Source organism: Brevundimonas sp. FV1ye28, from assembly GCF_058681135.1.
Map to the genome: position 1 here is coordinate 1,459,355 of NZ_CM178731.1, position 24,024 is coordinate 1,483,378.

Consider the following 24,024-nt stretch of genomic DNA (forward strand, 5'->3'; position numbering starts at 1 on the left):
CGACAAACTGCTCCGCTTGGGGTCAGGTTCCTAGGTCGGGTCGCCGACAATGTTCAACCTCGGGATTCCCATGATCGTCACCGCGTCTCAATGGATCGCCGTCGTCGCCGGTCTCTGGCTGATCGCCTTGGGCGCCTACATGCTGGTCCAGCCGCGCGGTGCCCTGGCGGCGCTCGCTCGGATGGGCGGCTCGACGCGCATCCATTTCGGCGAAATGGCGCTGCGGATCCTGATCGGCCTCGCGCTGATCGGCGCCGCCCCAGGATCCCGATTTCCGCTCGCCGTCACCGTGATCGGCGGCTTCCTGATCGCATCAGCCCTCGTCCTGCTGATCCTGCCCCGACGCTGGCACGCCGCCTATTCGACATGGTGGTCGTGCCACATCCCCGTCGGAGCAGTCCGCCTGATCGCGCCCCTGTCCTGGGCCATGGGCGCGATCCTGCTCTGGACCGTCGTCTGAGCCGCCCTGTCGATCAGTGCGCGGTCGGCGGCGCCACCCGCGCCATCGTCTTCTGCTCGAACGCATAGCCCAGCGACAGCACGGTCGCGTCCTGCCACTTGCCGGCGATGAAGCTGAGGCCGACCGGCATGCCCCGATCCATGCCCATCGGCACGGTCAGGTGCGGATAGCCCGCCACGGCGGCGAGCGTGCTGGCCGAGCCCTGGCCGTCGTCATCGTCGTCGCGGTCGTTGGTCCAGGCGCGCGAGGTCGTCGGCGACACCAGGGCCACGACCCGATTGTCCGCCATCATCCTGTCGATCCCCTCGACGCCCGACAGCCGCAGCGAGGTCTCGCGCGCCGTGACATAGGCCTGGTCTTCCAGTCCCCCGGTCGCCTCGGCCCGCTCGAACAGCTCCTGTCCGAACAACACGGTCTCGCGCGGCTCGGCGGCGTTGAAGGCGATGACGTCGGCCAGGGTCCGCGTCGGCACCTGGGTGGGGTCCGTCGAGGCCAGATAGGCGTTCAAATCGACCTTCAGCTCGGTCAGCAGGACGGTCAGCTGCGCCCCGCCGATGGCCCGCATGTCCGGTCCCTCGGTGATCTCGACCAGCTCGGCGCCGGCGTCGCGCATGGCCTGCAGCGAGATTTCGAACGCGGCCTTGGTGTCGTCGGAGAAGCCGTTCGCCATGAACCGCATGACCCCGATCCGCGCGCCACGCAGGGCGTTGGCATCCAGTGCGGCGACATAGTCGACCTTCTTCGCATCGGCCTCGGCCGTCGCGGCATCGGCGGCGTCCGATCCGGCGATGGCGTTCATCACCATCGCTGCATGCTCGACCGTATCGGCGATCGGACCGGCGGTGTCCTGGGAATGGCTGATCGGCACGATGTGAGTGCGGCTGACCAGTCCCACGGTCGGCTTGAACCCGACCACGCCGTTGACCGAGGCCGGACAGACGATGGAGCCGTTCGTCTCCGTCCCGATGGCGACAGGCGCCAGCCCCACCGCCACCGCCGCCGCGCTGCCCGACGACGATCCGCAGGATGTCCGCGTCGTGTCATAGGGGTTGGGCGTCAGGCCGCCGACGGCGCTCCAGCCGCTGATCGACCGGGTCGAGCGGATGTTGGCCCACTCCGACAGATTGGTCTTGCCGAGGATCAGGAAGCCCGCGTCGCGCAGGCGCGTCACCAGCGGCGCGTCACGGCCCGGCGCATTGTTCGCGAGCGCCAGCGAACCGGCCGTGGTCGGCATGTCCGCAGTCTCTATGTTGTCCTTCAACAGGATGGCGAGCCCTTCGCCGACGGGCCGTCCTGCCGTCGGTTGCGCCCAGCGAATGACCGCATGAGACCGGCTCGCGTCCAGCCGACACAGCGACCCGTCGATCGCTTCTCCACCGGAGTTAGGCTCCGGCGGCGTCGCCGGAGCCAGGTAGGCGCAGTGCGCCTCAGCCGCCGCAGCCTGCTCGGCCAGCATCGGCGCCGTGTCCTGTGCGAACGCCGGCGCCGACAGCCCCGCGAGAATCAGCCCCCCGAGGGCGCCCGCGATCCGATCGTGCGATCGAGGAAGTCGAGATAGGTACGCCATTGTTGCAGCTGCCTTTCGTTGCCCCGAACGCCATGCCGCTGCCCCGGATAGAGCATCAGTTCGAACGGAATGGATTTGGCCTGAAGCGCGTCGATGACCCGCGTCGAGTTTTCGAGGATGACGTTGTCGTCCGCCATGCCGTGCATCAGCAGCATCCGGCCCGTCAGGTTGTCCAGGCGCGGAATGGCATCCGACGCGGCGTATCCTTCCGGGTTCGCCTCCGGCGTCGACATGAACCGCTCGGTATAGTGGGTGTCGTAAAGGCCCCACTCCGTCGGCGGCGCCCCGACCATGGCCGAGGCCAGCCCCATCTCCGGCTCGGTAATGGCCATCAGGCTCATGAACCCGCCATAGGACCAGCCCATCATGGCGATCCGGGCATCGTCGACATAGGGCAGCGACCTCAGATAGTCGGCGCCCAGAACCTGGTCCTCGATCTCAGGCTGACCCATCTTCAGATACAGGGCCTCCTTGAACGCCGTGGACCGGTCGCCCTCGCCCCGGTTGTCCAGGCGGAAGACGATGTATCCCGCCTCGGTCAACAGCTGCGTGGTCGCCGGCTGCCAGCCGCGCCTGACCCCGCCGCCCGACGGTCCGCCATAGACCTGCATCACCACCGGATAGGTTTTCGACGGATCGAAATCGACCGGCTTGGCCATCTGCCAGACCAGGGTCTCGCCATGGCTTTCCAGCGTGCCGAATTCCATCACCGGGCGGCGCGAGACGAACGGCGCGAACGGATGGTCCGCATCCAGGGCGTTCTCTTCGATCCAGCGCACGAAGGTCCCGTCGGCCTCGTAGAGGCCCGACCGCGCCGGCGTCGTCAGGTCGGTATAGTTGCCGACATAGGCCGTGCCCGTCCGGTTCAGGCTGGCCGACCACCATCCGCCCTGCGGCGTCACCGGAACCGGCTTGACGGTGTCGCGCAGGCTGGCGCGGAACATCTGTTGTTCGATCGGATACTCTTCCTCATCGCGCATTGAGGCGGTGAAGAAGACGTCGCCGGTCTGGGCGTTGATCCCGTTCAGGCTCTTGATCGCATAGTCGCCCTGGGTGATCGGGCGGATCTGACGCCCATCGGCGCCGTACAGATACAGGTGACGCCAGCCGCTCTCCTGCGAAGACCAGATGAAGGTCCCATCGGCCAGCGCCTTGAAGTCGTTGTTCAGCGAGACCCAGGCGTCCGAGGTCTGCGTCGAGATCACGCGCGACGCGCCGGTGGCCGGATCGACGGCCAAGAGGTCCAGCCTCTTCTGATCCCGCGACTGGCGCTGGACGTAGAGCGTCCCGCCATCGGCCGACCAGTTCACCCGCGCCAGATAGATGTCGGTGTTGGTGCCCAGGTCGACCTTGACGCGGCGGTTGGCGGCCACGTCCTGCACATACAGTTCGACCACGGCATTGGGCCGCCCTGCGCGGGGATAGCGCTGCTCGATCACGCTGGCGCCGCCACCGGTGATGTCCAGGCGCGGGATGATGTCGACGGTCGATTCATCGGTCCGCTGCAGGGCGATGAATTTCTCGTTCGGGCTCCACCAGTAGCCGGTGTCGCGATCCATCTCCTCCTGGGCGATGAACTCGGCCGTGGCCCAGGTGATCAGGCCCTCGCCGTCCGTCGTCACCTCGGTCTCGTCGCCCGACGCCAGGTTCAGCACCACCAGGTCCTGATCGCGCACGAAGCTGACGTAGTTGCCTTCCGGCGAAACCTTGGCGTCGATCTCGTCGGCTTCGGTCTCGGTCAGGCGACGGATATCGCCCCCTTCCCGGCTGGCCAGGAAGATGTCGCCCTCCAGCGGCGCCAGGATGTATCGACCCTGTTCATCCCACGAGTACTCGACCACGCCCCGCTGAGAGATTCGCATCCGCTCGCGCCGCGCCTTCTCGGCCTCGGACAGTTCGCCGGCGTCGGGGACCAGAGCCCGCGCGTCGATCAGCTTGAACGGCTCGCCCGCTCCGGTCGGGGCCGCCCACAGGTCCAGCACCGAGACGTCGTCCTCGCGGGCCCGCAGGAAGGCGACCAGCTCGCCGTCGGGCGACAGGCTGACCCCCTGGGCCACCGGGCCGTTCAGGCTGGGGTTGGCGAACACCCGCTCCGGCGTCAGGACGGCGGGGTTCGAGGATTGAGCGAAGGCCGAACCGGCCGTCAGGGCGAAGACGGAAGCCAGAAGAAATGTGCGCATGGGAACGGACGCTAGTCGCAGAAATCGACCGCGTCATCCCCTTCCATCCGAAGGGCTGGCGCCTATCTTGGCCTGTCCGGCTGATCCTTCCGTTCACAGGGTGTCCGATGCGGCGAACGACACTCAGTGGACGACTTGGACTCCAATTTCCGAAGTCTGGTGCATGGGACTCTGTGGACGACTTGGACTCCAATTTCCGGAGTCGATTCGGCCGCGACCCCGACGACCTTTCGCCCGGCGGCCCGTCCGCCTAGAAGACCCGCAATGACCGACGCCGCCCTTTCCCCGTCGCCGCCCCCCCCGGCGCCCAAGCCCTCGGCCTTCCACGAGCTGGAAGTCCGGTGGGTCCATCGCTGGACCGACCAGCTGTTCAGCTTCCGCGTCGCCCGCCCCGAGGATTTCCGCTTCCGCTCCGGCGAGTTCGTGATGATCGGCCTGCCCGGCGAAGACGGTGCCAAGCCCACGCTGCGGGCCTATTCCATCGCCAGCCCGTCCTGGGACGAGGAACTGGAGTTCCTCTCCATCGCCGTGCCCGACGGCCCCCTGACGTCGCGCCTCGTCAACATCCAGCCGGGCGATACCGTCTTGATGGGCAAGAAGCCGACCGGCACCCTGGTGCTCGACGCCCTGACCGGTGGCCAGACCTTGTGGCTGATCGGGACCGGCACCGGCCTGGCGCCCTGGCTCAGCGTCGCCCGCGACCCCGACACCTACAGCCGTTTCGGCCGCGTCATCGTCTGCCACACGGTGCGGAACGCCGCCGACCTCAGCTACCGCGACTTCCTGACCTCGGGCATCCACGACGATCCCCTGATCGGCGACGAAGCCAGGGCCCAGCTGACCTATTATCCGACCGTCACCCGCGAGGATTTCGAAACACCCGGCCGCATCACCGACCGCATCACCTCCGGCGCCGTCTTCGACGACCTCGGCCTGCCGCTGGGCTTCTCGCCCGAGCGCGACCGGGTCATGCTGTGCGGCTCAATGGCCATGATCAAGGAAACGGCCGCGCTGCTCGACGGCTTCGGCATGAAGGAGGGCTCGAACGCAGAGCCCGGCGACTACGTTCTGGAGCGCGCCTTTGTCGGTTGACCCTGTGACGATGCACAAGCCTGCCCTGGTCGCCGTCGATCCCCGCGTGGACCCGAGCGAATGCCAGTCGATGGGCGAGGTCCGCCAGGGCGTCGACGCCCTGGACCGCGCCCTGGTCGCCCTCCTCGCCGAACGCCAGCGCTACATGGACGCCGCCGCCCGCATCAAGCCGAACCGCGACGCCGTCCACGACCAGGCCCGTATCGAGGACGTCGTCTCCAAGGTCCTGATCAGCGCCGAGGCCCATCACCTGTCGCCCGACATCGCCGAGCCCGTCTGGCGCCTGCTGATCGACCGCTGCATCGCCCACGAGTTCTCGACCTACGACCGCACCCGCAGCTGATCCGGAATCCTGTCATGACCGATGCCCCGACCGCCAAAGCCTATGTTATTAACGAGATCGTCGTCTCGGACCCTGACAGCTATGCGGAATATGCCCGCCTGGCCAAGCCGACAGTGGAGGCCTTCGGCGGCCGCTACATCGTGCGCGGCGGGAACGGCGAGGCCATCGTCGGCGAACCGCCCGCGGCCCGTATCGTCATCCTGGAGTTCCCAAGCCGTCAGGCCGCTCTCGCCTGGCGCCACTCGAGCGAGTATGGGGCCGTCCTCCCCATCCGCGAGGCGGCGTCCACCTCGCGCGTCTACGTCGTGGACGGCGTCTAGCCCTAGGATTCGGTCTGCACGACCGGGCGGATCGAACGGACGCGCTGGAGGCCCAGATCGCGCCTGACGTTCATCGTCCAGCCTTGCGTCACCCGGCATTCGCCGGTGAAGCTGACGCCGTCGCAGACCTCCCAGGCGCCGCCCTTGGTCTCAAGGCTCGCCGCACGCTCGCCGCCCGAAACGTGGCTATGGTCGCGCGTGAACAGCGTCGCGTCCCCCTGAAGACCCTGCTGGGTATAGAAGGTGAGGGTCGAACGCGTCTGGCTGGCGATCGGATCAGGGTTGTCCGCAGCTTGCTGGGCAAAAGCCGGGAGAGCCACGGCGAGAAGGGCGAGGACAGACAGTACGGCACGCATGACGACACCTCGTTTGGCTGTTGACCATCCAACCTGAGCGCGAAATCGAGAAATGGCAAGTTCACGTTCGCGCGACAGGGCATTCACGGCGACCTCACCCCTTGAGCGACCTCAGCATCAGCTCGTGCCGCCACGCCGCGACATCGCCCAGCGCCGCGTTCAAAGCATCCCTGACGCGATCCAGCCTGGCCGGGGCCACCTCCTTGTCCGAAGCCTCCGCCTCGGCACAGGCGCTGGCCAACGCCCCCGCCCCGATCCCCGCCGCCGCGCCCCGGATCGTGTGCACGGCGTCGCGCCAACCCTCGATCCGGGCGTCCAGCATCTGCGACCACATCTCGGCCTGCTGCACGAACAGCCCCAGGATCTCCTCCGCGACCCCGTCGTCGCCGCCGGTCACCGCGTCCAGCACGGCGAAGTCGACGGCACCCGACAGGTCGCGGCGGGACATCAGGCCGCCTGGTCCGGGTTCTTGGCCAGACGCGCATTCCGCGCCGACCACAGGAAGTAGACCACCAGACCGCCCAGGTTCCAGTAGAGGAAATACAGCTGGGTCCGGGGCTGTAGGCTGAAGAAGAAGACGACGCAGCCGATGATCGTGATCGCCCCGACCAGCCACCACAGCGGCGCCCGGAACGTCCGCACCCGGTTCGGATCGCGCAGACGCAGCACGATCAGGCTGACACCCACCGCCGCGAAGGCCGCCAGAGTACCGGCGTTGGCCAGCGACGCCAGTTCGTCCAGACGCATGACACCCGCCAGGGCCGCCACCACGATGGCGGTAAAGACCGTCACCACCGCCGGCACGCCGCGCGACGAAATCTTGGCCAGCGAGGTCGGCAACAGGCCGTCCCGCGCCATGCCGAGGAAGATCCGGCTTTGACCGAACAGGAAGGCCAGAAGCACGGTCGGAAGCGCGATGACGGCGCTCGCGGCGATCCACTGCGCCGCCGTCCCCTGCCCCATCTCACGCAGGATCAGCGCCAGCGGTTCAGGGCTTTCTGCAAAGCTCTCGACAGGACGCGCGCCGATCGCCGCAGCCGCAACCACCAGATACAGGACCGTGCAGATCACCATCGACCCGACGATGCCGATCGCCAGGTCGCGCTCGGGCTTCTTGGTCTCTTCCGCCGCCGTCGAGATGGCGTCGAAGCCGTAGAAGGCGAAGAAGATGATCGCCGCCGCCGCCATGACGCCCGTCTGCACCACCGGCTGGCCGGTCAGCACTTCCTGGAACGGCAGGGTCGGCGCGCCGAACCCGTTGGGCATGAAGGGCGTGAAGTTCGCCGCGTCGAACGCGGGCAGGGCGATGACCACGAACACGACCAGGGCCAGAACCTTGATGACCACCAGTACCGCGTTCAGCGTCGCGCTCTCCTTCGTGCCCAGCAGCAGCAGGCCCGTCACCAGGCCGATGATCGCCACGGCCGGCAGGTTGATCAGGCCGCCCTCGACATGAGGCCCAACCGTAAGGGCTGTGGGCAGATCGATGCCCAGCCCCGTCAGGAAACCGACCGCATAGCCCGACCAGCCCACGGCCACCGCCGACACGACCAGCGAATATTCGAGGATCAGGCTCCACCCCACGATCCAGGCGATCAACTCGCCCAGCACCGCGTAGGAATAGGTATAGGCGCTGCCCGCCTGAGGCATCATGGTCGACAGCTCGGCATAGGCGAGGGCCGCGCAGGCGCAGACCAGACCGGCCAGGCCGAAGCTGATCATCACCGCCGGCCCCGCCAGACCCGCCCCCACGCCGATCAGGGTCAGGATGCCGGTGCCCACGATCGCGCCAACCCCCAGCGCCAGAAGGTGCGGCCAGCTCAGCGTCGCCTTCAGGCGCGGCCCGTCCGAGGGCTGATGCATCGCATCGATCGACTTGCGCCGGTTCCAGAAGGCCATTCGCATACTCCCCGCTGACCCTTGGCGGGCCGATTCCGCCCAGACCCTAGACCGCCCTGCGGCGATCCGAAACACCGGGCGGAAAAGCCTTGCATCCCCGCCTCGATGTCTCTATCTCCCGCTCCCTTCGCCGGACGTCCCCAGATGCAGGCGAAGCGGGTCCAGCCCCCTCGGGTCTCACTGGACGGATGGTACGGGTGATTAGCTCAGTTGGTAGAGCAGCTGACTCTTAATCAGCGGGTCGTAGGTTCGAACCCTACATCACCCACCATCGTCTCTTTGAATTCTTTTAGAAAATATAAATACCGCCGATAGCAGAGGGCGTTGTGTTTGATTTGAACGGCGTCTAGGCCGGTTATTAGGACGGTAAAATCCGGTCTCGTTCAGGCGGTGACGTTCGCGTGACGGCCGGCGGTCGATTCATGCACTTGGTCCCCAGAGCGGCGAGTCTGTCTGGTTTCGTCCTGACGCAGGAAAATATCAGTCCAGCGGGTGCGCACGCCAGATTGGCGCATGTTTCTTCCAAGTTCTTGCCTCGCGAGGACGGTCGAAGGCCGAATAAGAAAGGCGACCGACCGGTTTCGGATGTCGGCCGGGCTTCGACCCGATCAAATCAGTGAGGGGCCGCGCACGGTTTGGCGCGACAGCGGAAGACGACTGAGACTGTTGGCCTGTCGCCTTACGAAGGCTACTCAGGGCTGGAGAAACAAGCCATTTGCCTCACCGAAGCGGAAGGTCGTAGCCTGGAACGACCCTCGTAGCGACCGTATGCTTCTCATGAGACTTGTCCGAAGCGTGGGAAGCAGCGGCACGCCCCAGCGCTGGTCGATATGACGCGCAAGTTCGCTGCAGCGTCGGTAGCCGAGGACAATCGGGCTTATACTATTGTCTGAATTTAGGATTCGGCCGCCCTCGACGCGCATGTCGCAAGATGCGGAGGCGACCCGCTGTGAGATTGCGCGGATTTCACCGCCTGCAAGATCGAGATGCGCGACGATATGACGAGCTTCTCGGTCGGTTAGTATGCCGCAAGCGGCACGCCGCTGCACGCGAAGCTGCAGGAGGGTACGGCAAAACCGGCTGACAACTTCGCTCGGTCCAGCGACGAGTTCGCCGATCCGGGTCCGTTGTCCCAGATCGCGCGCGAGTTCGGCTCCCACCAATGCCCGCGGGATCCGGGCCCAGGACGTGGCAGGCAGCGAAGCGCCTACGCCTGCAAAAAACTGCAGATGGTCGGGAGCGGCGCTGAAGGGATCTGACTGGAAGACGACGTCGCGCACGCCCGCCAAAATGACGTTCCGTATTTCCAGCCGTTCCTCAAGGAGTTGCGCGTAGACTGCGAGGCGGGCCACCATTGCGTGCGACTTCCAGTGCGGCACACGATCGGCGGCGATCACTGTCTCGACACCATGGGTGGACAGCCATGCCGTCAGGGTCGGCTCGCGGTCGACCACGAGAATCACCTGACCCGCAAACACGGCCCGCAGGGACCGCACGAAAGGCGCGATCCCCGCCAGATCGCAGCCGACGGCGCAGCCGAAAACGGCGTCACCCTCCCGCAAGATCGACGGGCCTACCATCGACGGCACCGCCGGATTGCGCGCCAGCCAGTCGCGATAGACCGTGCTCGTCATCGGCTCAGCCCCCGTCGCAGGTCGTCCCGCCGTCGCAGCGCGGTTCGGAGACCGGCCAGCCCTGGGCCGCCACGGCGATGACGATCGCGGCGAAGGCGGCGAGCACCAGGTGGGCGGTCTGGAGGATCCTGGATCGCCCCTGCAGTTCCGGGCCGCTGGTGGTCATGGCGTCTCCTCTTCTGCTGATCAGAGGGAAGACGCCGCCGCAACGTCGGAGCCTTACGGTCGCGACGGATGATTTTCGACCCCGGTTGCCAGCCGGATCGGCGAGGCGCTAAGGGGCGCGGGCATGGAAGCATCGCCCGAAAATCAGGCCGCCGGCCTTGAAGCGATCTTCGCCGAGATGCGTCCGGCGCTGGTTCGCCGCGCCGTCGCCATGGGCGCGGCGGGCGACGCCGAGGACGTGGTGCAGGACGTCTGGCTGAAGCTGCGGGCGGTCGATGCCCCGGTGGCCAGCCCCCACGCCTATCTGCTGCGCATGGTCTACACCGCCGTGCTGGATCGACGTCGGGGGGCGAGGCGGGCCGCCGCGCGCGACTTGGCCTGGTCCACCCCCGCCAACCTGCCCGAGGACGCGGTCGAACCGGCCGATGCCGAGCGCCGGCTGATCGCAGTGCAGACGCTTCAGGCGGTCGAGGCGCGACTGATCGCGCTGGGCGATCCCGCGGCGGCCATCTTCCGCCGTCACCGCATCGACGGGGTGACACAGAAGAAGCTGGCAGAGGAGTTCGACATGGGGCTGAGCACCGTCGAGAAGCATCTGCGGCGGGCCTACGCCGTCCTTCTGGACCTTCAGGGGGAACAATCGTGAGGCACATCGTGACGGGCGGCGTCCTGGAGTCATGGGGATGAGCGCGTTCGGGACAGAGATCGATCGTGAGGCGCTGGACTGGCTGGTCCGCGTCAACGATCCCGCCTTCGAGGGGTGGGCGGACTGGGACGCCTGGATGGCCGCCGATGCGCGCAATGCCGAAGCCTACTGGCGGCTGGCCGAGGTCGAGGGCGAGGCCGTCGAGGCGCTCAAATCCGCGCCGGTGCCGGGCGTGCGGCAAGTGATGCCGCGCCGCGCCTTCGCCCTGCCCCGCTCCGCCATGGCCGCAGCCTTCGCGCTCGTGGCTCTGGGCGGGGTCTGGTTCGTCTGGGACGGACGGCCGCAGCCGTGGACCATCGAAACGGCACCGGGAGAGCAGCGCACGGTTACCCTGAGCGACGGGTCCGAGGTGTCTCTTGCCGGAGCGACGCGGCTTACGCTCGACCGCAGACGCCCGCGTGATGTGAATCTGGAGGCGGGCCGCGCTCTGTTCAAAGTGACGCATGACGAGGCGCATCCGTTCGTGGTCGAGGTCGGCGATACCACCCTGACCGACCTCGGCACGACCTTCGACGTGACCCGGCTTTCCGACGGCACCCGGGTGGCTGTGTCGGAAGGCATCGTCCGGGTCGACACCCAGAACACCACGGCGACCCTGAACGCCGGGGACGGCGTGGTGGCGACACCGAACGGGCTGGAGAGCCGTTCGGTGTCGCCGGAAGACGTCGCGAGCTGGCGCGAAGGGCGGTTGTCCTACACGGGCGAGACCCTCGACGTCGTGGCTGAGGATCTGTCACGGGCGCTGAACCGGCCGATCACAGTCAGCCCCTCCGTCGGGAACCGGCGATTTAGCGGCAGCCTGACCACCACGACCGATGCCGCTAGCCTGAGGGCGCGGCTGGCGCGGCTGCTGGGCGTGTCCGTGGTCGAGAACGGCGAAGGCTGGCGGCTGGAGCCGTGACGGTGGCCCTACTGGCGGCCGGACTGATTGCGCTTCAGGCCGGGACGCCGCAGGCGTTCGACGTCCGCGCCGGTCCTGCCGCCCAGTCCGTCAACCGGCTGGCGGCCCAGGCTGGCATCGACATCGTCGTCACGACCAACCTGAGCGGCAGACGCACGCTGGATCTGCGCGGGCGCATGTCGCCGGAGGCGGCGCTGGAGCGGATGCTGCGTCCCCTCGGTGCCCGGGCGGTGCGGATCGGCGACGGCATGTACCGGGTCGAGGCGGCTCCCGCTGCGCCGCGCCGTCCGGCCGTTCGTCCCTCGCCACCTCCGGCAGAGCACGCGCCGACCCTGCTCAGCGAGGTGGTGGTCACCGCCATGCCGCCGGTCGGGCTGAGCGGAGTCTCGGGGCGAAACGCGGTGGATACCGGCGCGCTTGAGCGGGTCGAGGGAGCAGCGGCCAGCGATGCCGTCTCCGACCTGTCCGCCACGGTAGAGTCGACCCGTCAGGGCACCGGTCGCAACAAGCTGTTCATTCGCGGCCTCGCGGACTCGGCCATGAACGGCCCGCTGCAGGCGACCGTGGGTCAGTACCTCGGCGACCTGCGTCTGAACTACGGGTCGCCGGACCCGGATCTGGCCCTGATCGACGTGCGGCGCATCGAGGTGTTCGAGGGGCCGCAGGGGACGCGGTTCGGGGCCGGATCGATAGGCGGCGTCCTGCGCCTGCAGCCCGAGACGCCGGCCTTCAGCGAGACGAGCGGTCGCGTCGTGGCGGGCGCCGGCGTCACCTCGGGCGGTGCGGAAAGCGGCGAGGCCTCCCTGGTGCTGAACCGGTCGCTGGATGATCGCACCGCCGGCCGGATCGTCGCCTATTCCCGGCGTGAGGGCGGTTTCCTCGACAATCGGACGCAAGGGGTGCGCGAGGCCGACACCGTCGACACCGTCGGGGGCCGGGCCTCTGTGCGCTGGACCGACGGGACCTGGACCGTGGATGTCGTCGGGGTCGGCCAGCGGGTGTCGGCGGACGACGCCCAGACCGTGGCCGTGGGCGAGACCCGCTTCGCCAAGGCGGGCCGCGTGCTGGAGCCGTATCAGAGCACCATCGTTCTGGCCGGGGTCACCGCCCGGCGGCGCCTGGGCTCCGCGCTGCTGACCTCGGCGACCAGCATCTCGCGCCAGCAGTTGAACGAGCGGTTCGACGCCAGCCAGGTCAACGAGCCCTTCCCCGCTCTGGTCGATCGCCGGCAGACCGCGACGACCACCTCCACCGAGCTGCGCATCGACACAGACCCGATCGCCGGCTGGACCTGGTCCGGCGGCGCGGCCCTCGCGGTCGGCGAGACCCTGGTCGAGCGTCGCCGCCGCGACCTGTCGCCGACGCCGCGCCCGACCTATGGCGCCGACCTGACGCGGAGCTTCACCGAGGCGACGGCCTTCGGGGAGGCCTCGATGTCTCCTGCCTCCGACTGGCGCATCGCGGTGGGGGCGCGGCTGTCCGCCGTGAAGATCGACAGCGACGTCGACATTGTCGAACTGAGCTCGCTTCGGGCGGGCCCGACGATCGACGGCTTCGCCGTGCGAGTCACCCCCAGCCTGACCGCGCGCTGGGACGCCGCCCCCGCCGTCACCCTGTTCGCACGGGCGGAGCAGGCGGTGCGTCCGGCGGGCGTGAACGAGGCAAACGGCGCCTTTCAGCGCTACAACGGCGACCGCGTCACCCTGGTCGAGCTCGGCGCCCGCTCGGGCCGGTGGCGCGACGACCTGTCGGGCGAGATTTCCGTCGGCTGGGTCGACTGGCGCGACGTCCAGGCGGACGTCGTCACCCAGGGCGGCGATCTGGTCACCGACAACGTCGGCGACGGGGTGATCCGCTTCGTCTCGGTCAAGGGTTCGTGGACGCCGGTGCCGATGCTGGACATCTCGGGCGGCGTGTTCGTGAACGACAGCGAACTGACGCAGACGCGGTTCAGCGTCATAGGCGGCGGAACGACCGACATCCCCAACGTCGCACCGATCGGCGCACAGTTGAGTGTCGACTACAACGCCGGATCGCTGGGGAACCTGCCGCTGAGGCTCGGCGCCGACCTGCGCTACATCGGCCAGTCGCGGATCGGCGTCGGCCCCGCTCTCGACGTGCCCCAGGGCGGTTATGTCCGTTCCGAACTGACCGCGCGTCTTGGCGACGAGCGGCGCGCGGCGACCCTGCGCATCTCCAATCCTCTGAATCAGGACGGCGTCCGCTATGGGATCGGCTCGCCCTATCAGCTGGCCTCGCCCCAGGCCGTGCCGGTGCGGCCGCTGACCGTTCGGCTGGCGTTCGAAGCCGCATTCTGAAGAAATCTGGGCTCGACCGTAAGGCCCCCGCGGCCGGACGGCGTCCTTGGTTCATGGCGGCGATGCGGATGTGCACGACGCCCCGAACAGAACCCGGAGCCCCTCCCCCATGATGAAGACCACCCTCACGGCCCTCGCGGCCGCATGCGCCCTCATGCCCGCCGCCGCCCTGGCGCAAGCTCGGACTCCGGGCGAATCCCGGACCTACGCCACGCTCGGCTACACGGCCGTCGACACCGATCAGGCCGAGCTGGGCGCCGTCACCGGCCGCTTCGGCTACAAGGTCCTACCTTGGGTCGGCGCCGAACTTGAAGCCGGCGTCGGTATCGAGGACGAGAGCTTCGACGTCTCGATTGACGGCTCGGGCGTGATCGAACTGAAGCACGACGTGGCCGCCTATGCGGTCGCCTTCCTGCCGTTGGGCGATCACTTCGAAGCCCATGCCCGCATCGGCTACGGCACGACCAGCATCGAGCCCTCGGTCGCCGCCGTGAGCGTGCGCGGCGACGGCGAGAGCTTCAACTACGGCGTCGGTGCCAGCGCCTTCTTCGACGGCTGGAATGGGGTGCGCGCTGACTGGACCCGTCGGGAGTTCCAGGACGACGGCGGCGAGGCGGACACTTGGTCAATCAGCTATATCCGTCGGTTCTGAGACTGACGGCGGCGGGCAAGGCGATCAGCGTCTGGCCCGCCAGTGCCGTCAGCTTAGCTGCGCCAACTAGCGTCGACCACCCCGATCCCTCGTCGAGCCGTTCGGCTGCGACTGAACCTTTATTTTTTGAAACGCCGCTACTGGCTGATACTGTTAAAAAAAGTCGGCAGTTGCCACGGACTTCAGGGACTGATCCACTCTGGTCATTGAGACCGGAGGCGGCATGACGTTCATCTGACTGTCGGCGCGCGCTGGTCGCAGGCCACAGGGCCATATCGCTGACGACGGGCGAGAAAGCCTGATTAGCCTGAGGACGCCTGGGTCGACGCCGGCTTCTCCAGGTAACGTTTGAAGGCGAGGGCGACGAAGCCGGCGACGAGTCCCCAGAAGGCGGAGCCCAGCCCCCACAGGATCAGACCGGACCCTGTGGCGAGGAAGGTCACGATGGCGGGATCGCGGTCGCGCGGGTCGGTCATCATCCCTTCAACCGCACCGACCAGCGCCGGTATGAGCGCGAGCCCGGTTACCGAGGCGATCACCTCTGGAGGCAGGGCAAGGAAGGCGCGGACCAGGGCCGGCGCGAAGGCGGCCAGCGCGAGATAGAAACCGGCGTAGATCACCCCGGCCTGCCAGCGCCGGGTGGGATCGGGATGGGCGTGAGGCCCGGTGCAGATCGCCGCAGTGATAGCCGCGAGGTTGACGCCGTGCGCACCGAATGGGGCGCCGACCAGGCTGACGAGGCCGGTGGTCGTGATGAGGGACCCTGCGGGCGGCTGGTAGCCGGCCGAGCGAAGCACGACCAGACCGGGCAGATTCTGGGACACGAGTGTCACCACGAACAGCGGCAAAGCAAGGCTGGCAATGGCGACCGGGTCGAGTGTGGGCACGACAGGCAACAGGGTTCCGAATGTTCGGCCGGCGGCCAGCGGGGCCACGTCGTCCCTGGCAAGTGTGAAAGCGATCGCCGTGAACAGGACGAGGATCAGCGCGTAGAGCGGGACGCGGCGCCGGGCCGCCAGGAAGACGCAGACGAGAGCCCCGATCATCAGAGGGTCGGTTGCGCCCAACCGGAACAAGGTCAGACAGAAGGGGAGGAGCACGCTGGCCAGCATGGCGGATGCGATCGACGCCGGGATGCGCTCGATCAGGCGACCCAGGGCCGGGGTGATCCCGGCCACAATCATCATCACGGCGGCGGCCGCGAACACGGCCGCCGCGACTGACCAGGAGAGTCCTGCAGGAGCAGCGGCGAGCAGGGCAGCGCCGGGGGTCGACCACGCGAGGACCACCGGCATCTTATAGCGAAACGACAGTGCCGCTCCGGCTACCGCGATTCCGAGACAGAGCGCCGTCACCGCTGACCCGGTCTGTTCGACCGATGCCCCCATGGCGCCCAAGGCCTGCACCACCAGGGCAATCGTGCCGCCGAAACCGACGAAGGCGGCGATGAGGGCGGATGACCAGCACGGCAGGGGCGGTAGACGGAACATGGGATCAGCCTGCGGGAGAGCGGTTCTGGTAAGTACAGCGGAACGCTGGCGAGGTCGCGGGACCTCGCCAGCGCTGCGGGCGGGATCAGGCGAGCATCATTGCCCTTGGGCCGAGACCGCCCTGGCCGCCTGGTCGATCACGTCGGCGACGGCGTGCGGCTGCGAGACCATGGGCACGTGGCTGGCCGGGATCTCGACCTTGGTCGCGCCGATCTTTTCGGCCTGCTGGTTCAGCATGGCCGGGCTGATGGCGGCGTCCTCGGTGGCGACGATGAACCAGCTGGGGCGCGTCCTCCAGGCGGCCTGGGTCACCGGCGTGGCGAAGGCCGACAGGGCGATCGGCACCTGGGAATCGCGCATGAAGGCGGCCTCTGCGTCGCTCAGGTCGGCGGCGAAGCCTTCCTTGAAGCGCTCGAGGTTGAGGAAGCCAAAACCGTCAGGCTGTTCGTCAATGACGAAGGTCGAGGGAATGCCGAAGCCTGCGTATTGGTCGCCGGCCGTTTCGCCCACATCCGCAGTCAGGGCCGACACATAGACCAGGCCCTTGACCTTGTCGTCGACGCCAGCCTCGGTGATCACCACCCCGCCCCAGGAGTGACCGACGAGGATCGTGCCGCCGTCCTGGCGGGCGAGAGCGCGGCGGGTGGCGGCGACGTCGTCGGCGAGCGAGGTCAGGGGGTTCTGCACGATCGTCACCCGGTAGCCGCGGGCTGTCAGGTCGTCATAGACCCCGCGCCAGCCCGAGCCGTCGGCGAAGGCGCCGTGCACCAGCACGACGTTGCGGACCGACTGGTCGGCCGGCAGGGTCGAGGTCGTCTGGGCCTGGGCGGCCCCGCCGATGCTGGCGGCGCCGACGGCGGCGAGAAGGATGTTGCGGAACTTGATCATGGGGTGGTCCTTTCCTTGGAAATGGCAGGCCTCGGCCTGCCCGATTGAGAATGTTACGCCGCGAACTATTATCGCGATAAGTTTGATATCGCGGAGAGGTCGCGCCTTGTCAAACAGAAAATTATCGCGATATGTTTTTTCTCGCGAAACGTCGCGTCCTGGAGTGTTTTGATGACCCGACAGACCGGACCCATCCCGATGGAGGACCAGCTCTGTTTCACCGTCTATTCGACGAGCATGGCGATCCAGCGAGCCTACAAGCCCCTGCTCGACGCCCTGGGCGTGACCTACCCCCAGTACCTCGTCATGAACGTGCTGTGGCGCGAGGACGGCCGAACGGTTGGCGACATCGCCGAGGAGCTGGCGCTGGAGCCGAGCACCATGACCCCGCTGCTAAAAAGGCTGGAGGCTTCTGGCCTGGTAAGCCGGATGCGTAACCCGGGCAATGAACGCCAGGTCGTCATCACGGTGACCGATGAAGGCCGCGCTCTGAAAAAGAAGGCGGGGTGCCTAGCCGAGGCCCTGCTCGAACATTCGGGGGCGACGCCGGCTGAACTGGGCGAGATCAACGGACAAATGAAGGGTCTCCGGGACGCCATCTACGAGAGCCTCGGCGGGCGGAAGACGCCGGGCGGCTAGGTCCTCACCCCGACCTGATACGAGGGGATCGTGGCTGCCCTGCATCAGCAGACGGTGTCCGGGGCAAGCACCGTCCCATTGGCTGACGTCTCCTGAATCCAGGTGCGTATCGCAAGGTGGCCTCGGTGACTTCGGCCGTCATCAGTGACGTGAAGCGCCCGGACCGACCCTCGATCGCCCATCAGACATGCCCGACCCCGGGGGCTGAAGAGCCGCCCCCGGGCAAGCCGATCCGATCTGAAACGGGGATCAGGTGAACGAGGCCTGCCGTCGAACGTCCTCAGCCACGGGAAGCAGACCCGGCGACGCGTGGGGCGCCACGACGCTGAAGCCGAGGCCGTCGCGCGACCACGTCACACCGTCCAGCGCGCCGTAAGATTGTTCGGACATGGACCGGTTCTTCTCGACCTGCATCGGTCGCATCATCACGGCCAGCCGACCGCCCGCGGCGCCTTCATAGATGAACAGGGCGGCGGGACCATTGGGGGTGGTTACCAGCCGGCCGCCGAGGAAGCGATAACCGGCGCTCTGCAGGTCCGGCGGCTGCACCGGCGTGTCGAGACGTTCGGACACCCAGCGGGTCAAGGTCGTGCGCTGGTCGGAGGCCAGTTCAACCGGGCGAAGCGTGTCGGAGGCATAGACCACATAGTTGTCTGCGGCCTCCCGGCCGAGGGCCTGAATTCCCCGCGCGGGTGGTGAAACAGCCTCCCGCCCCACCCAACCCGACAAGCCGCCGATGAAGAGAATAGCCGCGGCGGCCGCGATCTGACGTCTTCCGGCCAGCGTCTTCCGCCGGCGCTCTACAATGGCTCTCAGGCTGAGTTCCGCGGGCAGAGGTTGATCCGCGAACGGGGCCAGCGCGTCACGCAGCGCCTCGCCCTGTTCGCCGTAGGCCGCGAACCTGCCCTGTGCCTCGGGGTGGGTGTCCAGATAGCGGAGCACCGCATCGCGCCGGCTCTCCTCCAGCACTCCATCGAGAAATGCATGGAGGTCGTCTTCGCTAATCGGGCGGTCCCCGGTCATTTGACCCTCCTTAGATGGGATTTGACGGGCGTGTCGGTGGTCATCGCACTGGCCAACCGAGCGCGTCCGCGCGAGAGCCGCGACATGACGGTTCCTGGCGGTACGCCGAGAATGCGGGCCGTCTCCGCATAGGACAGACCTTCAACCGTCACCAGCAGGATCACCGCTCGATATTCGTCCGGCAATTGGTCCAGCGCCCGCAGAACGTCAGAGCGTGCGAGGCCATACTCCTGGGCGGGTGCCACGGACAGAAACGCCGGATCCACCGTCTCGATGGGTGCCATCGTCCCCCTTCGGCGAAGGGAACGCCAGCGATCCACCGCCAGGTTATGCAGTATGGAGTAAAGCCAGCTGCGCGTATCGCCATCGGCGCGGCGCTGCCCCCAGCGGGCGACCGCGCGCTCCAGGCAATCCTGGACCAGGTCATCGGCCTCGGACGCATTGTGGACCAGGGCGTTGGCGTATCGCCGCAGCCCCGGGATCACCGGCTCGATCAACCGTCCCATATCCGTCATGCGCTTATCCTAGGGCGCCGGAACCTGGATCTGAACCGGGGCGCCAGGCATGGCCGCCGCGCCGGGCGCGATGACCAGATAGCGACGGGATGCGCCCTGATCGGCGCGAACCTGCTGGCGGATCGGCCCCAGCGCATTGACGATGGCGGCGCCGGCCGGATTGGTCGTAAAAGCGGCGATGGGCTCCAGAGGGCCGGACCCGTCTGCTGCGTCCGCCAAGGCGAGCACATAGGGGGACCGCGGCGTCAATCCCGACACCGATCCCTGAAGCACCTGGATCAGGCCCTGGTCGTACAGACTGATGGTGGTGCCGACCTCCGCGCCGTCGCCGGCGCGGAGGTGGACAAGTACCGGACCCGCGCCCGACCGGGGCTGAAGGTTACCGTCGCCGGGACCTGCGGGAACCGCGCCGGGTACATAGACGACGGCCTGTGGGGCCTGGCCGATGCCGATATTGGTCACGACCGTGTTGGAGGCGGTGTCGATCACCGCCAACTCCCCTGCGTTCTCCAGACCGACATAGACGCGCGATCCGTCCGGCGAGGCCCACAAACCGTGCGGCAGGGCGCCCACGGGAATCGTCGCGATGGGGCTGAAGTCATCGGTGCGGAAAACCTTGACGGTGTTTTCTCCGCCCACCGTCACATAGGCGAACTGGCCGTGCTCGGTTCGGGCGAAGTTGACGTGATTGGTTAGGGGCCCGGTATCCAGTGTGGTGAGCACGTCGAACGGAGGACGGGCGTTGAACGCCACCGTCTTGCCGATGTCCTTCAGGGTGAACCACACCTGTGACCCGTCCGGAGCGGCGGCGATATTGGGGCAGAAGGCGCTGGGCTGGGTCACCTCGCCCACGACCTCATGCCTGGCGGTGTCGACCACCACGGTCGTGGGGTTGAAGGACGAGCAGATGTAGCCGTAGCGGCCGTCCGGCGAGAAGATGGTCATGCCCGGCCCGCCGGGCGTCGTGATGCGACGGATTTCCGCATAGCTGACCGGGTCGATCACCGAGATATAGTCCTCGCCGCGAACCGTAACCCACAGCTCCTCGCCGTCAGGCGTGAAGAAGGCCTCGTGCGGCGATCGACCGATATAGGTCACATGCTTCACGGCGTTCGTGGCGGTGTCGATGAAACTGACCGAATTGGAGCCGATCGACACCACGGCCAGGGTCCGGCCGTCAGGGGAGAAGCCCAGGCCGTGGACCAGCAACTGACCCCTGTACAACGGGCTGAGATTGCCGGGCGCCGGATCGCCCAGGCTTATCAGCCCCACCAGACGGTTGGTGGACGGATCGGTGACGGAGACGGTGTTTGAAAACTGCTCCGCCGCATAGACGCGGTCGGCGTCGGAGATCGGGACCGTCGGGACGGTCTGGGCGTGAGCGGAGGCCGCGAGCAGGACGGTCGACAGGCCGGTCGCGACGAGGGTTTGGCGCGGCATTGGATCAGCCTCCGTGATGATGTGCGGATCGCCCGTCGGCGGAAATGGCAGGCGGATGAGTCGGCGCGGGGTAGGACGCGGGCGGCGGGTCGCCGACGGCCAGGCGCAGGGCGGCGATTTCCTGCTGCTGCTCGACGATGATCTCCTGGGCGAGGCGACGGATCTGTTCGTTCTTGCTGTGGCGAAGCACCGCCACGGCCATGTCGATTCCGCCCTGATGGTGCGGGATCATCATGGCTGCGAAGTCCCTGTCGATGTCGCCCGTCGGCTGGATCTCCATGGCGGCGTGCATTCGCGCCATGGCCGCCTCGTTCTCGGCCAGGAACTGCTCTGAAGGCGTACTCGCCGCCAGGGGCGTGAACAGGCCGAACACGGCGCACGCGGCGAACCGGCTCACGGACTTGCGGCAGGAGATGATCGACATTGATCGCGGCCTCTGATCGGAAGGTGGAGTTGATCAATGGACGTTGCGAGACGGCCCTTTATTCCCGCGGCTGGCCGACAAATCTCCGGTCCGGCTCCGATCCAACTCGGGTGAGAAGCGCCTCGAGGGCCGCGAAACGGTTTTGGACGGCCGGTGAAGCGAGGGGCTCGACGGTGACGACAGGCAGGCCTGCTGCGTCCCGGACCTCAATCGTCAGAGGGATCCCGAACCGGGTGGAAAGCGTGCTCCAGGCCGACAATTCGGCGAGGTCCTCGCCGGCGGTGGCTGTGGCGTAGAGGGAGACAAAGGGTGAAGCCGACAGCGCTCGGTAGAGGGCCGGGCTTTGCGACGTCGGTATTGGCGGTCCCCGCCGATAGACGGACGTTCCTATTGGTCCAGCAGCATAGGTCTCCGCCAGATCCCGATAGCCGGTCCACAGCGCACCGAAAGGGACAAGGTTCGTCGAGATTCCGAATTCCTGGTCGACCACATGGGCCGCTTCGTGCAGCAGCAGATAGGGAAGCGCAGGCGTGGCGCCCGCCAGGACGTGAACGCTGTAGCCGGAGCCATCCTCGGTGAAGAGCACCGCCTCCTTCTGGGTCAGAAACTCGCTCAGGGTCTTGTCGAGCACGTCCGCGCGCAGGGTGATCTCGAACAGGACCTTTCCATTAGGCCCGTCGTAGGCTCGGGTCAGCGCTGTGCCTGTGCTGGAAGGGGCGGCGATGAAGCTGAGACGGCCCAGGCGGCGCTCCAGGACCTGCAGATGCAGAGGCGGCAGGTCCGCGATCGCGCGTTCGACCAGCGCCCATTCGCGCCCGGTCAGTCGGTGCGCCTGGGCGTTCACCGCGCCCGCCTGCCGATAGGCTGCGATCGTCTCGTCAGATGGCGGCGTGATCCGCTCCCGCAACATTGCGGCTGGGTCGGCGCTGGCGCTCCTCCCGGGTGCGTGCTGTGTATCGCTCTGGGCCCCGGCATGATCGACCCCGGTCAGGGCGAGCAACGCCAGGACCGCCACCGCGAGCAAAGGCTTCTGTTTGATCCCACCCATCGGTTTGACGATCCTCATCTCCTGCATCAGTCGATCGACGACACGCTCAGGGCCCGGGCCGCGGCTATAAAGGCCTTCAGGGCGGCAGTCTGGTTTCGTCGGCTCGGATAGTAGACGCAGATGGCGAGGCGGGGCGGCGTCCAGTCCTCGAGCACGCGGACGAGCCGCCCGGCGGCGATGTCATCGCGAACGTCAGCCTCTATCATGAAACCCAGGCCGGCGCCGCCGAGGAGCGCGGTGTGAACCAGATAGGGCTCGTCGAGCGTCATGGGCCCTTCAACGTCCACCTCGAGGGGCTGGCCGTCCTTCTCGAACTGCCATTTGTAGATCGCCCCCTTGGGCAGCCTGACCCGCAGACATCGGTGCGCGGGCAGGTCAGCGGGCGAAAGCGGCTTGGAGTGCTGCTCGAAATAGGCCGGGGTTGCGACCACGGCGAAGGCCATCCGCGGTCCGACGGGAACGGCGATCATGTCGGTCGGGACGAGGCCGACCACCCGGACGCCGAGATCGAACCCGTCCGCGACGATGTCGGCCAGTCGCCCTTCGGTGACGAGGTCGATGTGGACCTGGGGGTTCTCACGCACGAACGGCAAAATCAGGTCAGGCAGGATGTAGCGGGCCGCGGTGGCGAAGGCGTTGATGCGCAGGGTGCCGGAGGGAACGGCTTGCCGGGATCGCGCAATGTCCATGGCGGCGTGGATTTCTTCCAGCGCCGGTCCGGTCTGGCTGACGAAGATCCGTCCCGCCTCGGTGAGGGAGACGCTCCGGGTCGTCCGGTTGAAGAGGCGCACGCCCAGGCCGGTCTCAAGCTTGCCGATCGCATTGCTGAGGGCGGTCGCCGATATGCCCAGATCCGCCGCCGCCGCCCTGAACGACCCGCGCTGAACGATGGCCGCGACAGCGTCCAGATCTCCGAGCGTCGTGCCGCGCATCATCCCGTCTCCGGACTGTCGAGGTCTCCCTGTAGCGGGATGACCGCCGGGCTCCAAGGGTGAGGTGCCTCAGGCGGCCCCGGCGGTTTTGCCGCCGGAGCCGCCATCAAGAGGCTGTGCTCGCTTCTTGACCGCCGGTCTGGCCTGCCGGCGGGCTCGTCGAACCCGCGATGGTTCACTTCCTGAAGAAGGCCAGCAGGTCCGCATTCACGATTTCCGGGTTGATCGTGCACATGCCGTGGCTGAGACCCGGATAGATCTTGAGCTCGCCTTGGCGGAGCATGGGGGCCGCCAGCCGGGCCGACGTTTCGACCGGCACGAGTTGATCGTCGTCACCGTGAAGGACGAGCGTCGGTACCGAAATGGCCCGTAAATCTTCGCTGAAGTCCGTCTCCGAGAAGGCCTTGATGCAGTCGTAGTGCGCCTTTGCGCCGCCTTGCATGCCTTGACGCCACCAGTTGGCGATGATGCCCGGCTGCGGGGTCACGCCCGGGCGGTTGAAGCCGTAGAAGGGCCCGCTCGGCAGATCCCAGAAATGCTGGGCCCGGTTGCCCGCCAGCGTTTCGCGGAAACCGTCGAAGAGTTCGAGCGGCAGACCGCCGGGATTGCCCGCCGTCTTGATCATGACGGGCGTGACGGCGCCGATCAGCACGGCCTTCGCGACCCGTCCGCCGCCTCCATGTCGGGCGACATAGCGCGCCACCTCGCCCCCGCCGGTCGAGTGACCGACATGAATGGCCGATCGCAGGTCGAGCGCGGCGGCCAGGTCGGCGACATCAGCCGCATAGTGGTCCATGTCATTGCCGGTATCTGTCTGCGCCGAGCGGCCGTGGCCGCGGCGGTCATGGGCTATGACGCGATAGCCCTCGCCCAGGAAGAACAGCATCTGGCTGTCCCAGTCATCGGCGGACAACGGCCAGCCATGGTGGAAGACGATCGGCTGGGCGTCCTTCGGGCCCCAGTCCTTGTAGAAGATTTCCGTTCCGTCGCGGGTCTTGATCGTGGTCATTGTCGAAGCTCCAGGGTTGTCGA

General features: G+C 67.4%; 25 protein-coding genes and 1 tRNA gene. 10 read left to right on the forward strand and 16 right to left on the reverse strand.

All coding sequences use genetic code 11. The features are described from left to right. Positions 1-70: 70 nt before the first annotated feature. On the forward strand, positions 71-460 hold the full coding sequence (locus tag ACW171_RS07290; protein WP_492096411.1) for a hypothetical protein: 390 nt from the start codon (positions 71-73) through the stop codon (positions 458-460). Between the two features lie 13 nt (positions 461-473). Here ACW171_RS07290 and ACW171_RS07295 read toward each other — a convergent pair whose 3' ends face one another. Then, positions 474-1,916, reverse strand: a complete 1,443-nt coding sequence (locus ACW171_RS07295; RefSeq protein ID WP_492096412.1) for an amidase — start codon at positions 1,914-1,916, stop codon at positions 474-476. A gap of 47 nt (positions 1,917-1,963) precedes the next feature. Continuing rightward, on the reverse strand, positions 1,964-4,207 hold the full coding sequence (locus ACW171_RS07300; RefSeq protein WP_492096413.1) for a S9 family peptidase: 2,244 nt from the start codon (positions 4,205-4,207) through the stop codon (positions 1,964-1,966). Positions 4,208-4,471: 264 nt separating this feature from the next. Between ACW171_RS07300 and ACW171_RS07305 the strand changes: the two genes are divergently transcribed. Genes ACW171_RS07305 through ACW171_RS07315 form a run of 3 tightly spaced genes read left to right on the forward strand, consistent with a single transcriptional unit; the run spans position 4,472 to position 5,962 of the window. Next, positions 4,472-5,299 carry a ferredoxin--NADP reductase gene (locus tag ACW171_RS07305; RefSeq protein ID WP_492096414.1) on the forward strand — a complete coding sequence of 276 codons (828 nt, stop codon included), beginning with the start codon at positions 4,472-4,474 and terminating at the stop codon, positions 5,297-5,299. A gap of 10 nt (positions 5,300-5,309) precedes the next feature. Then, positions 5,310-5,642 (forward strand): chorismate mutase, encoded by a 333-nt coding sequence (locus ACW171_RS07310; protein ID WP_492096415.1) that lies wholly within the window; start codon positions 5,310-5,312, stop codon positions 5,640-5,642. 14 nt (positions 5,643-5,656) lie between these two features. Then, positions 5,657-5,962 (forward strand): DUF1330 domain-containing protein, encoded by a 306-nt coding sequence (locus ACW171_RS07315; protein ID WP_492096416.1) that lies wholly within the window; start codon positions 5,657-5,659, stop codon positions 5,960-5,962. Between the two features lie 2 nt (positions 5,963-5,964). Here ACW171_RS07315 and ACW171_RS07320 read toward each other — a convergent pair whose 3' ends face one another. From ACW171_RS07320 to ACW171_RS07330, 3 genes are all read right to left on the reverse strand, one after another. Then, positions 5,965-6,318, reverse strand: a complete 354-nt coding sequence (locus ACW171_RS07320; RefSeq protein ID WP_492096417.1) for a beta/gamma crystallin-related protein — start codon at positions 6,316-6,318, stop codon at positions 5,965-5,967. 94 nt (positions 6,319-6,412) lie between these two features. Beyond that, the gene (locus ACW171_RS07325; RefSeq protein ID WP_492096418.1) at positions 6,413-6,766 is read right to left on the reverse strand and encodes an Hpt domain-containing protein; all 354 of its coding nucleotides are present in this window, start codon (positions 6,764-6,766) and stop codon (positions 6,413-6,415) included. After that, entirely contained in the window at positions 6,766-8,217 is a 1,452-nt protein-coding gene (locus ACW171_RS07330) for an amino acid permease (protein ID WP_492096419.1), read from the reverse strand. The genes ACW171_RS07325 and ACW171_RS07330 overlap by 1 nt, the downstream gene beginning before the upstream one ends. Before the next feature lie 195 nt (positions 8,218-8,412). Here ACW171_RS07330 and ACW171_RS07335 point away from each other — a divergent pair. Beyond that, a tRNA-Lys gene (locus ACW171_RS07335) sits at positions 8,413-8,488 on the forward strand. A 421-nt stretch (positions 8,489-8,909) separates the two neighbouring features. Here the strand turns inward: ACW171_RS07335 and ACW171_RS07340 are convergent. Next, positions 8,910-9,851, reverse strand: coding sequence for a hypothetical protein (locus ACW171_RS07340; RefSeq protein ID WP_492096420.1), 942 nt, complete (start codon positions 9,849-9,851; stop codon positions 8,910-8,912). 4 nt (positions 9,852-9,855) lie between these two features. Next, positions 9,856-10,017 (reverse strand): hypothetical protein, encoded by a 162-nt coding sequence (locus tag ACW171_RS07345; RefSeq protein ID WP_492096421.1) that lies wholly within the window; start codon positions 10,015-10,017, stop codon positions 9,856-9,858. Between the two features lie 123 nt (positions 10,018-10,140). Here ACW171_RS07345 and ACW171_RS07350 point away from each other — a divergent pair, with 123 nt between their 5' ends. The 4 genes from ACW171_RS07350 (at position 10,141) to ACW171_RS07365 (ending at position 14,593) form a co-directional block, all read left to right on the forward strand. Further along, entirely contained in the window at positions 10,141-10,662 is a 522-nt protein-coding gene (locus ACW171_RS07350; protein WP_492096422.1) for an RNA polymerase sigma factor, read from the forward strand. Between the two features lie 37 nt (positions 10,663-10,699). Then, positions 10,700-11,623: a FecR family protein gene (locus ACW171_RS07355; protein ID WP_492096423.1), complete on the forward strand. Its 924-nt coding sequence runs from the start codon at positions 10,700-10,702 to the stop codon at positions 11,621-11,623. 2 nt (positions 11,624-11,625) lie between these two features. Then, complete coding sequence (locus ACW171_RS07360) at positions 11,626-13,941, forward strand: TonB-dependent receptor (protein WP_492096424.1); 2,316 nt, start codon at positions 11,626-11,628, stop codon at positions 13,939-13,941. Positions 13,942-14,053: 112 nt separating this feature from the next. Beyond that, entirely contained in the window at positions 14,054-14,593 is a 540-nt protein-coding gene (locus tag ACW171_RS07365; protein WP_492096425.1) for an outer membrane beta-barrel protein, read from the forward strand. 302 nt (positions 14,594-14,895) lie between these two features. Here the strand turns inward: ACW171_RS07365 and ACW171_RS07370 are convergent, their stop codons facing one another. Further along, positions 14,896-16,083: a benzoate/H(+) symporter BenE family transporter gene (locus ACW171_RS07370; protein ID WP_492096426.1), complete on the reverse strand. Its 1,188-nt coding sequence runs from the start codon at positions 16,081-16,083 to the stop codon at positions 14,896-14,898. Between the two features lie 96 nt (positions 16,084-16,179). Next, complete coding sequence (locus ACW171_RS07375) at positions 16,180-16,971, reverse strand: alpha/beta fold hydrolase (RefSeq protein WP_492096427.1); 792 nt, start codon at positions 16,969-16,971, stop codon at positions 16,180-16,182. Between the two features lie 171 nt (positions 16,972-17,142). Here ACW171_RS07375 and ACW171_RS07380 point away from each other — a divergent pair, with 171 nt between their 5' ends. Next, complete coding sequence (locus ACW171_RS07380) at positions 17,143-17,610, forward strand: MarR family winged helix-turn-helix transcriptional regulator (protein ID WP_492096428.1); 468 nt, start codon at positions 17,143-17,145, stop codon at positions 17,608-17,610. Positions 17,611-17,859: 249 nt separating this feature from the next. Here ACW171_RS07380 and ACW171_RS07385 read toward each other — a convergent pair whose 3' ends face one another. From ACW171_RS07385 to ACW171_RS07415, 7 genes are all read right to left on the reverse strand, one after another. Next, complete coding sequence (locus ACW171_RS07385) at positions 17,860-18,633, reverse strand: anti-sigma factor family protein (RefSeq protein WP_492096429.1); 774 nt, start codon at positions 18,631-18,633, stop codon at positions 17,860-17,862. Next, entirely contained in the window at positions 18,630-19,148 is a 519-nt protein-coding gene (locus ACW171_RS07390) for an RNA polymerase sigma factor (RefSeq protein WP_492096430.1), read from the reverse strand. The genes ACW171_RS07385 and ACW171_RS07390 overlap by 4 nt, the downstream gene beginning before the upstream one ends. A 9-nt stretch (positions 19,149-19,157) precedes the next feature. After that, entirely contained in the window at positions 19,158-20,588 is a 1,431-nt protein-coding gene (locus ACW171_RS07395) for a YncE family protein (protein ID WP_492096431.1), read from the reverse strand. Between the two features lie 4 nt (positions 20,589-20,592). After that, entirely contained in the window at positions 20,593-21,012 is a 420-nt protein-coding gene (locus ACW171_RS07400; RefSeq protein ID WP_492096432.1) for a DUF305 domain-containing protein, read from the reverse strand. A 58-nt stretch (positions 21,013-21,070) separates the two neighbouring features. Beyond that, on the reverse strand, positions 21,071-22,012 hold the full coding sequence (locus ACW171_RS07405; RefSeq protein ID WP_492096433.1) for a hypothetical protein: 942 nt from the start codon (positions 22,010-22,012) through the stop codon (positions 21,071-21,073). A gap of 74 nt (positions 22,013-22,086) precedes the next feature. After that, positions 22,087-22,992: a LysR family transcriptional regulator gene (locus ACW171_RS07410; RefSeq protein WP_492096434.1), complete on the reverse strand. Its 906-nt coding sequence runs from the start codon at positions 22,990-22,992 to the stop codon at positions 22,087-22,089. Between the two features lie 175 nt (positions 22,993-23,167). Next, a complete protein-coding gene (locus ACW171_RS07415) occupies positions 23,168-24,001 on the reverse strand; it encodes an alpha/beta fold hydrolase (protein WP_492096602.1) in 834 nt (277 codons plus the stop codon). Between the last annotated feature and the right edge of the window lie 23 nt (positions 24,002-24,024).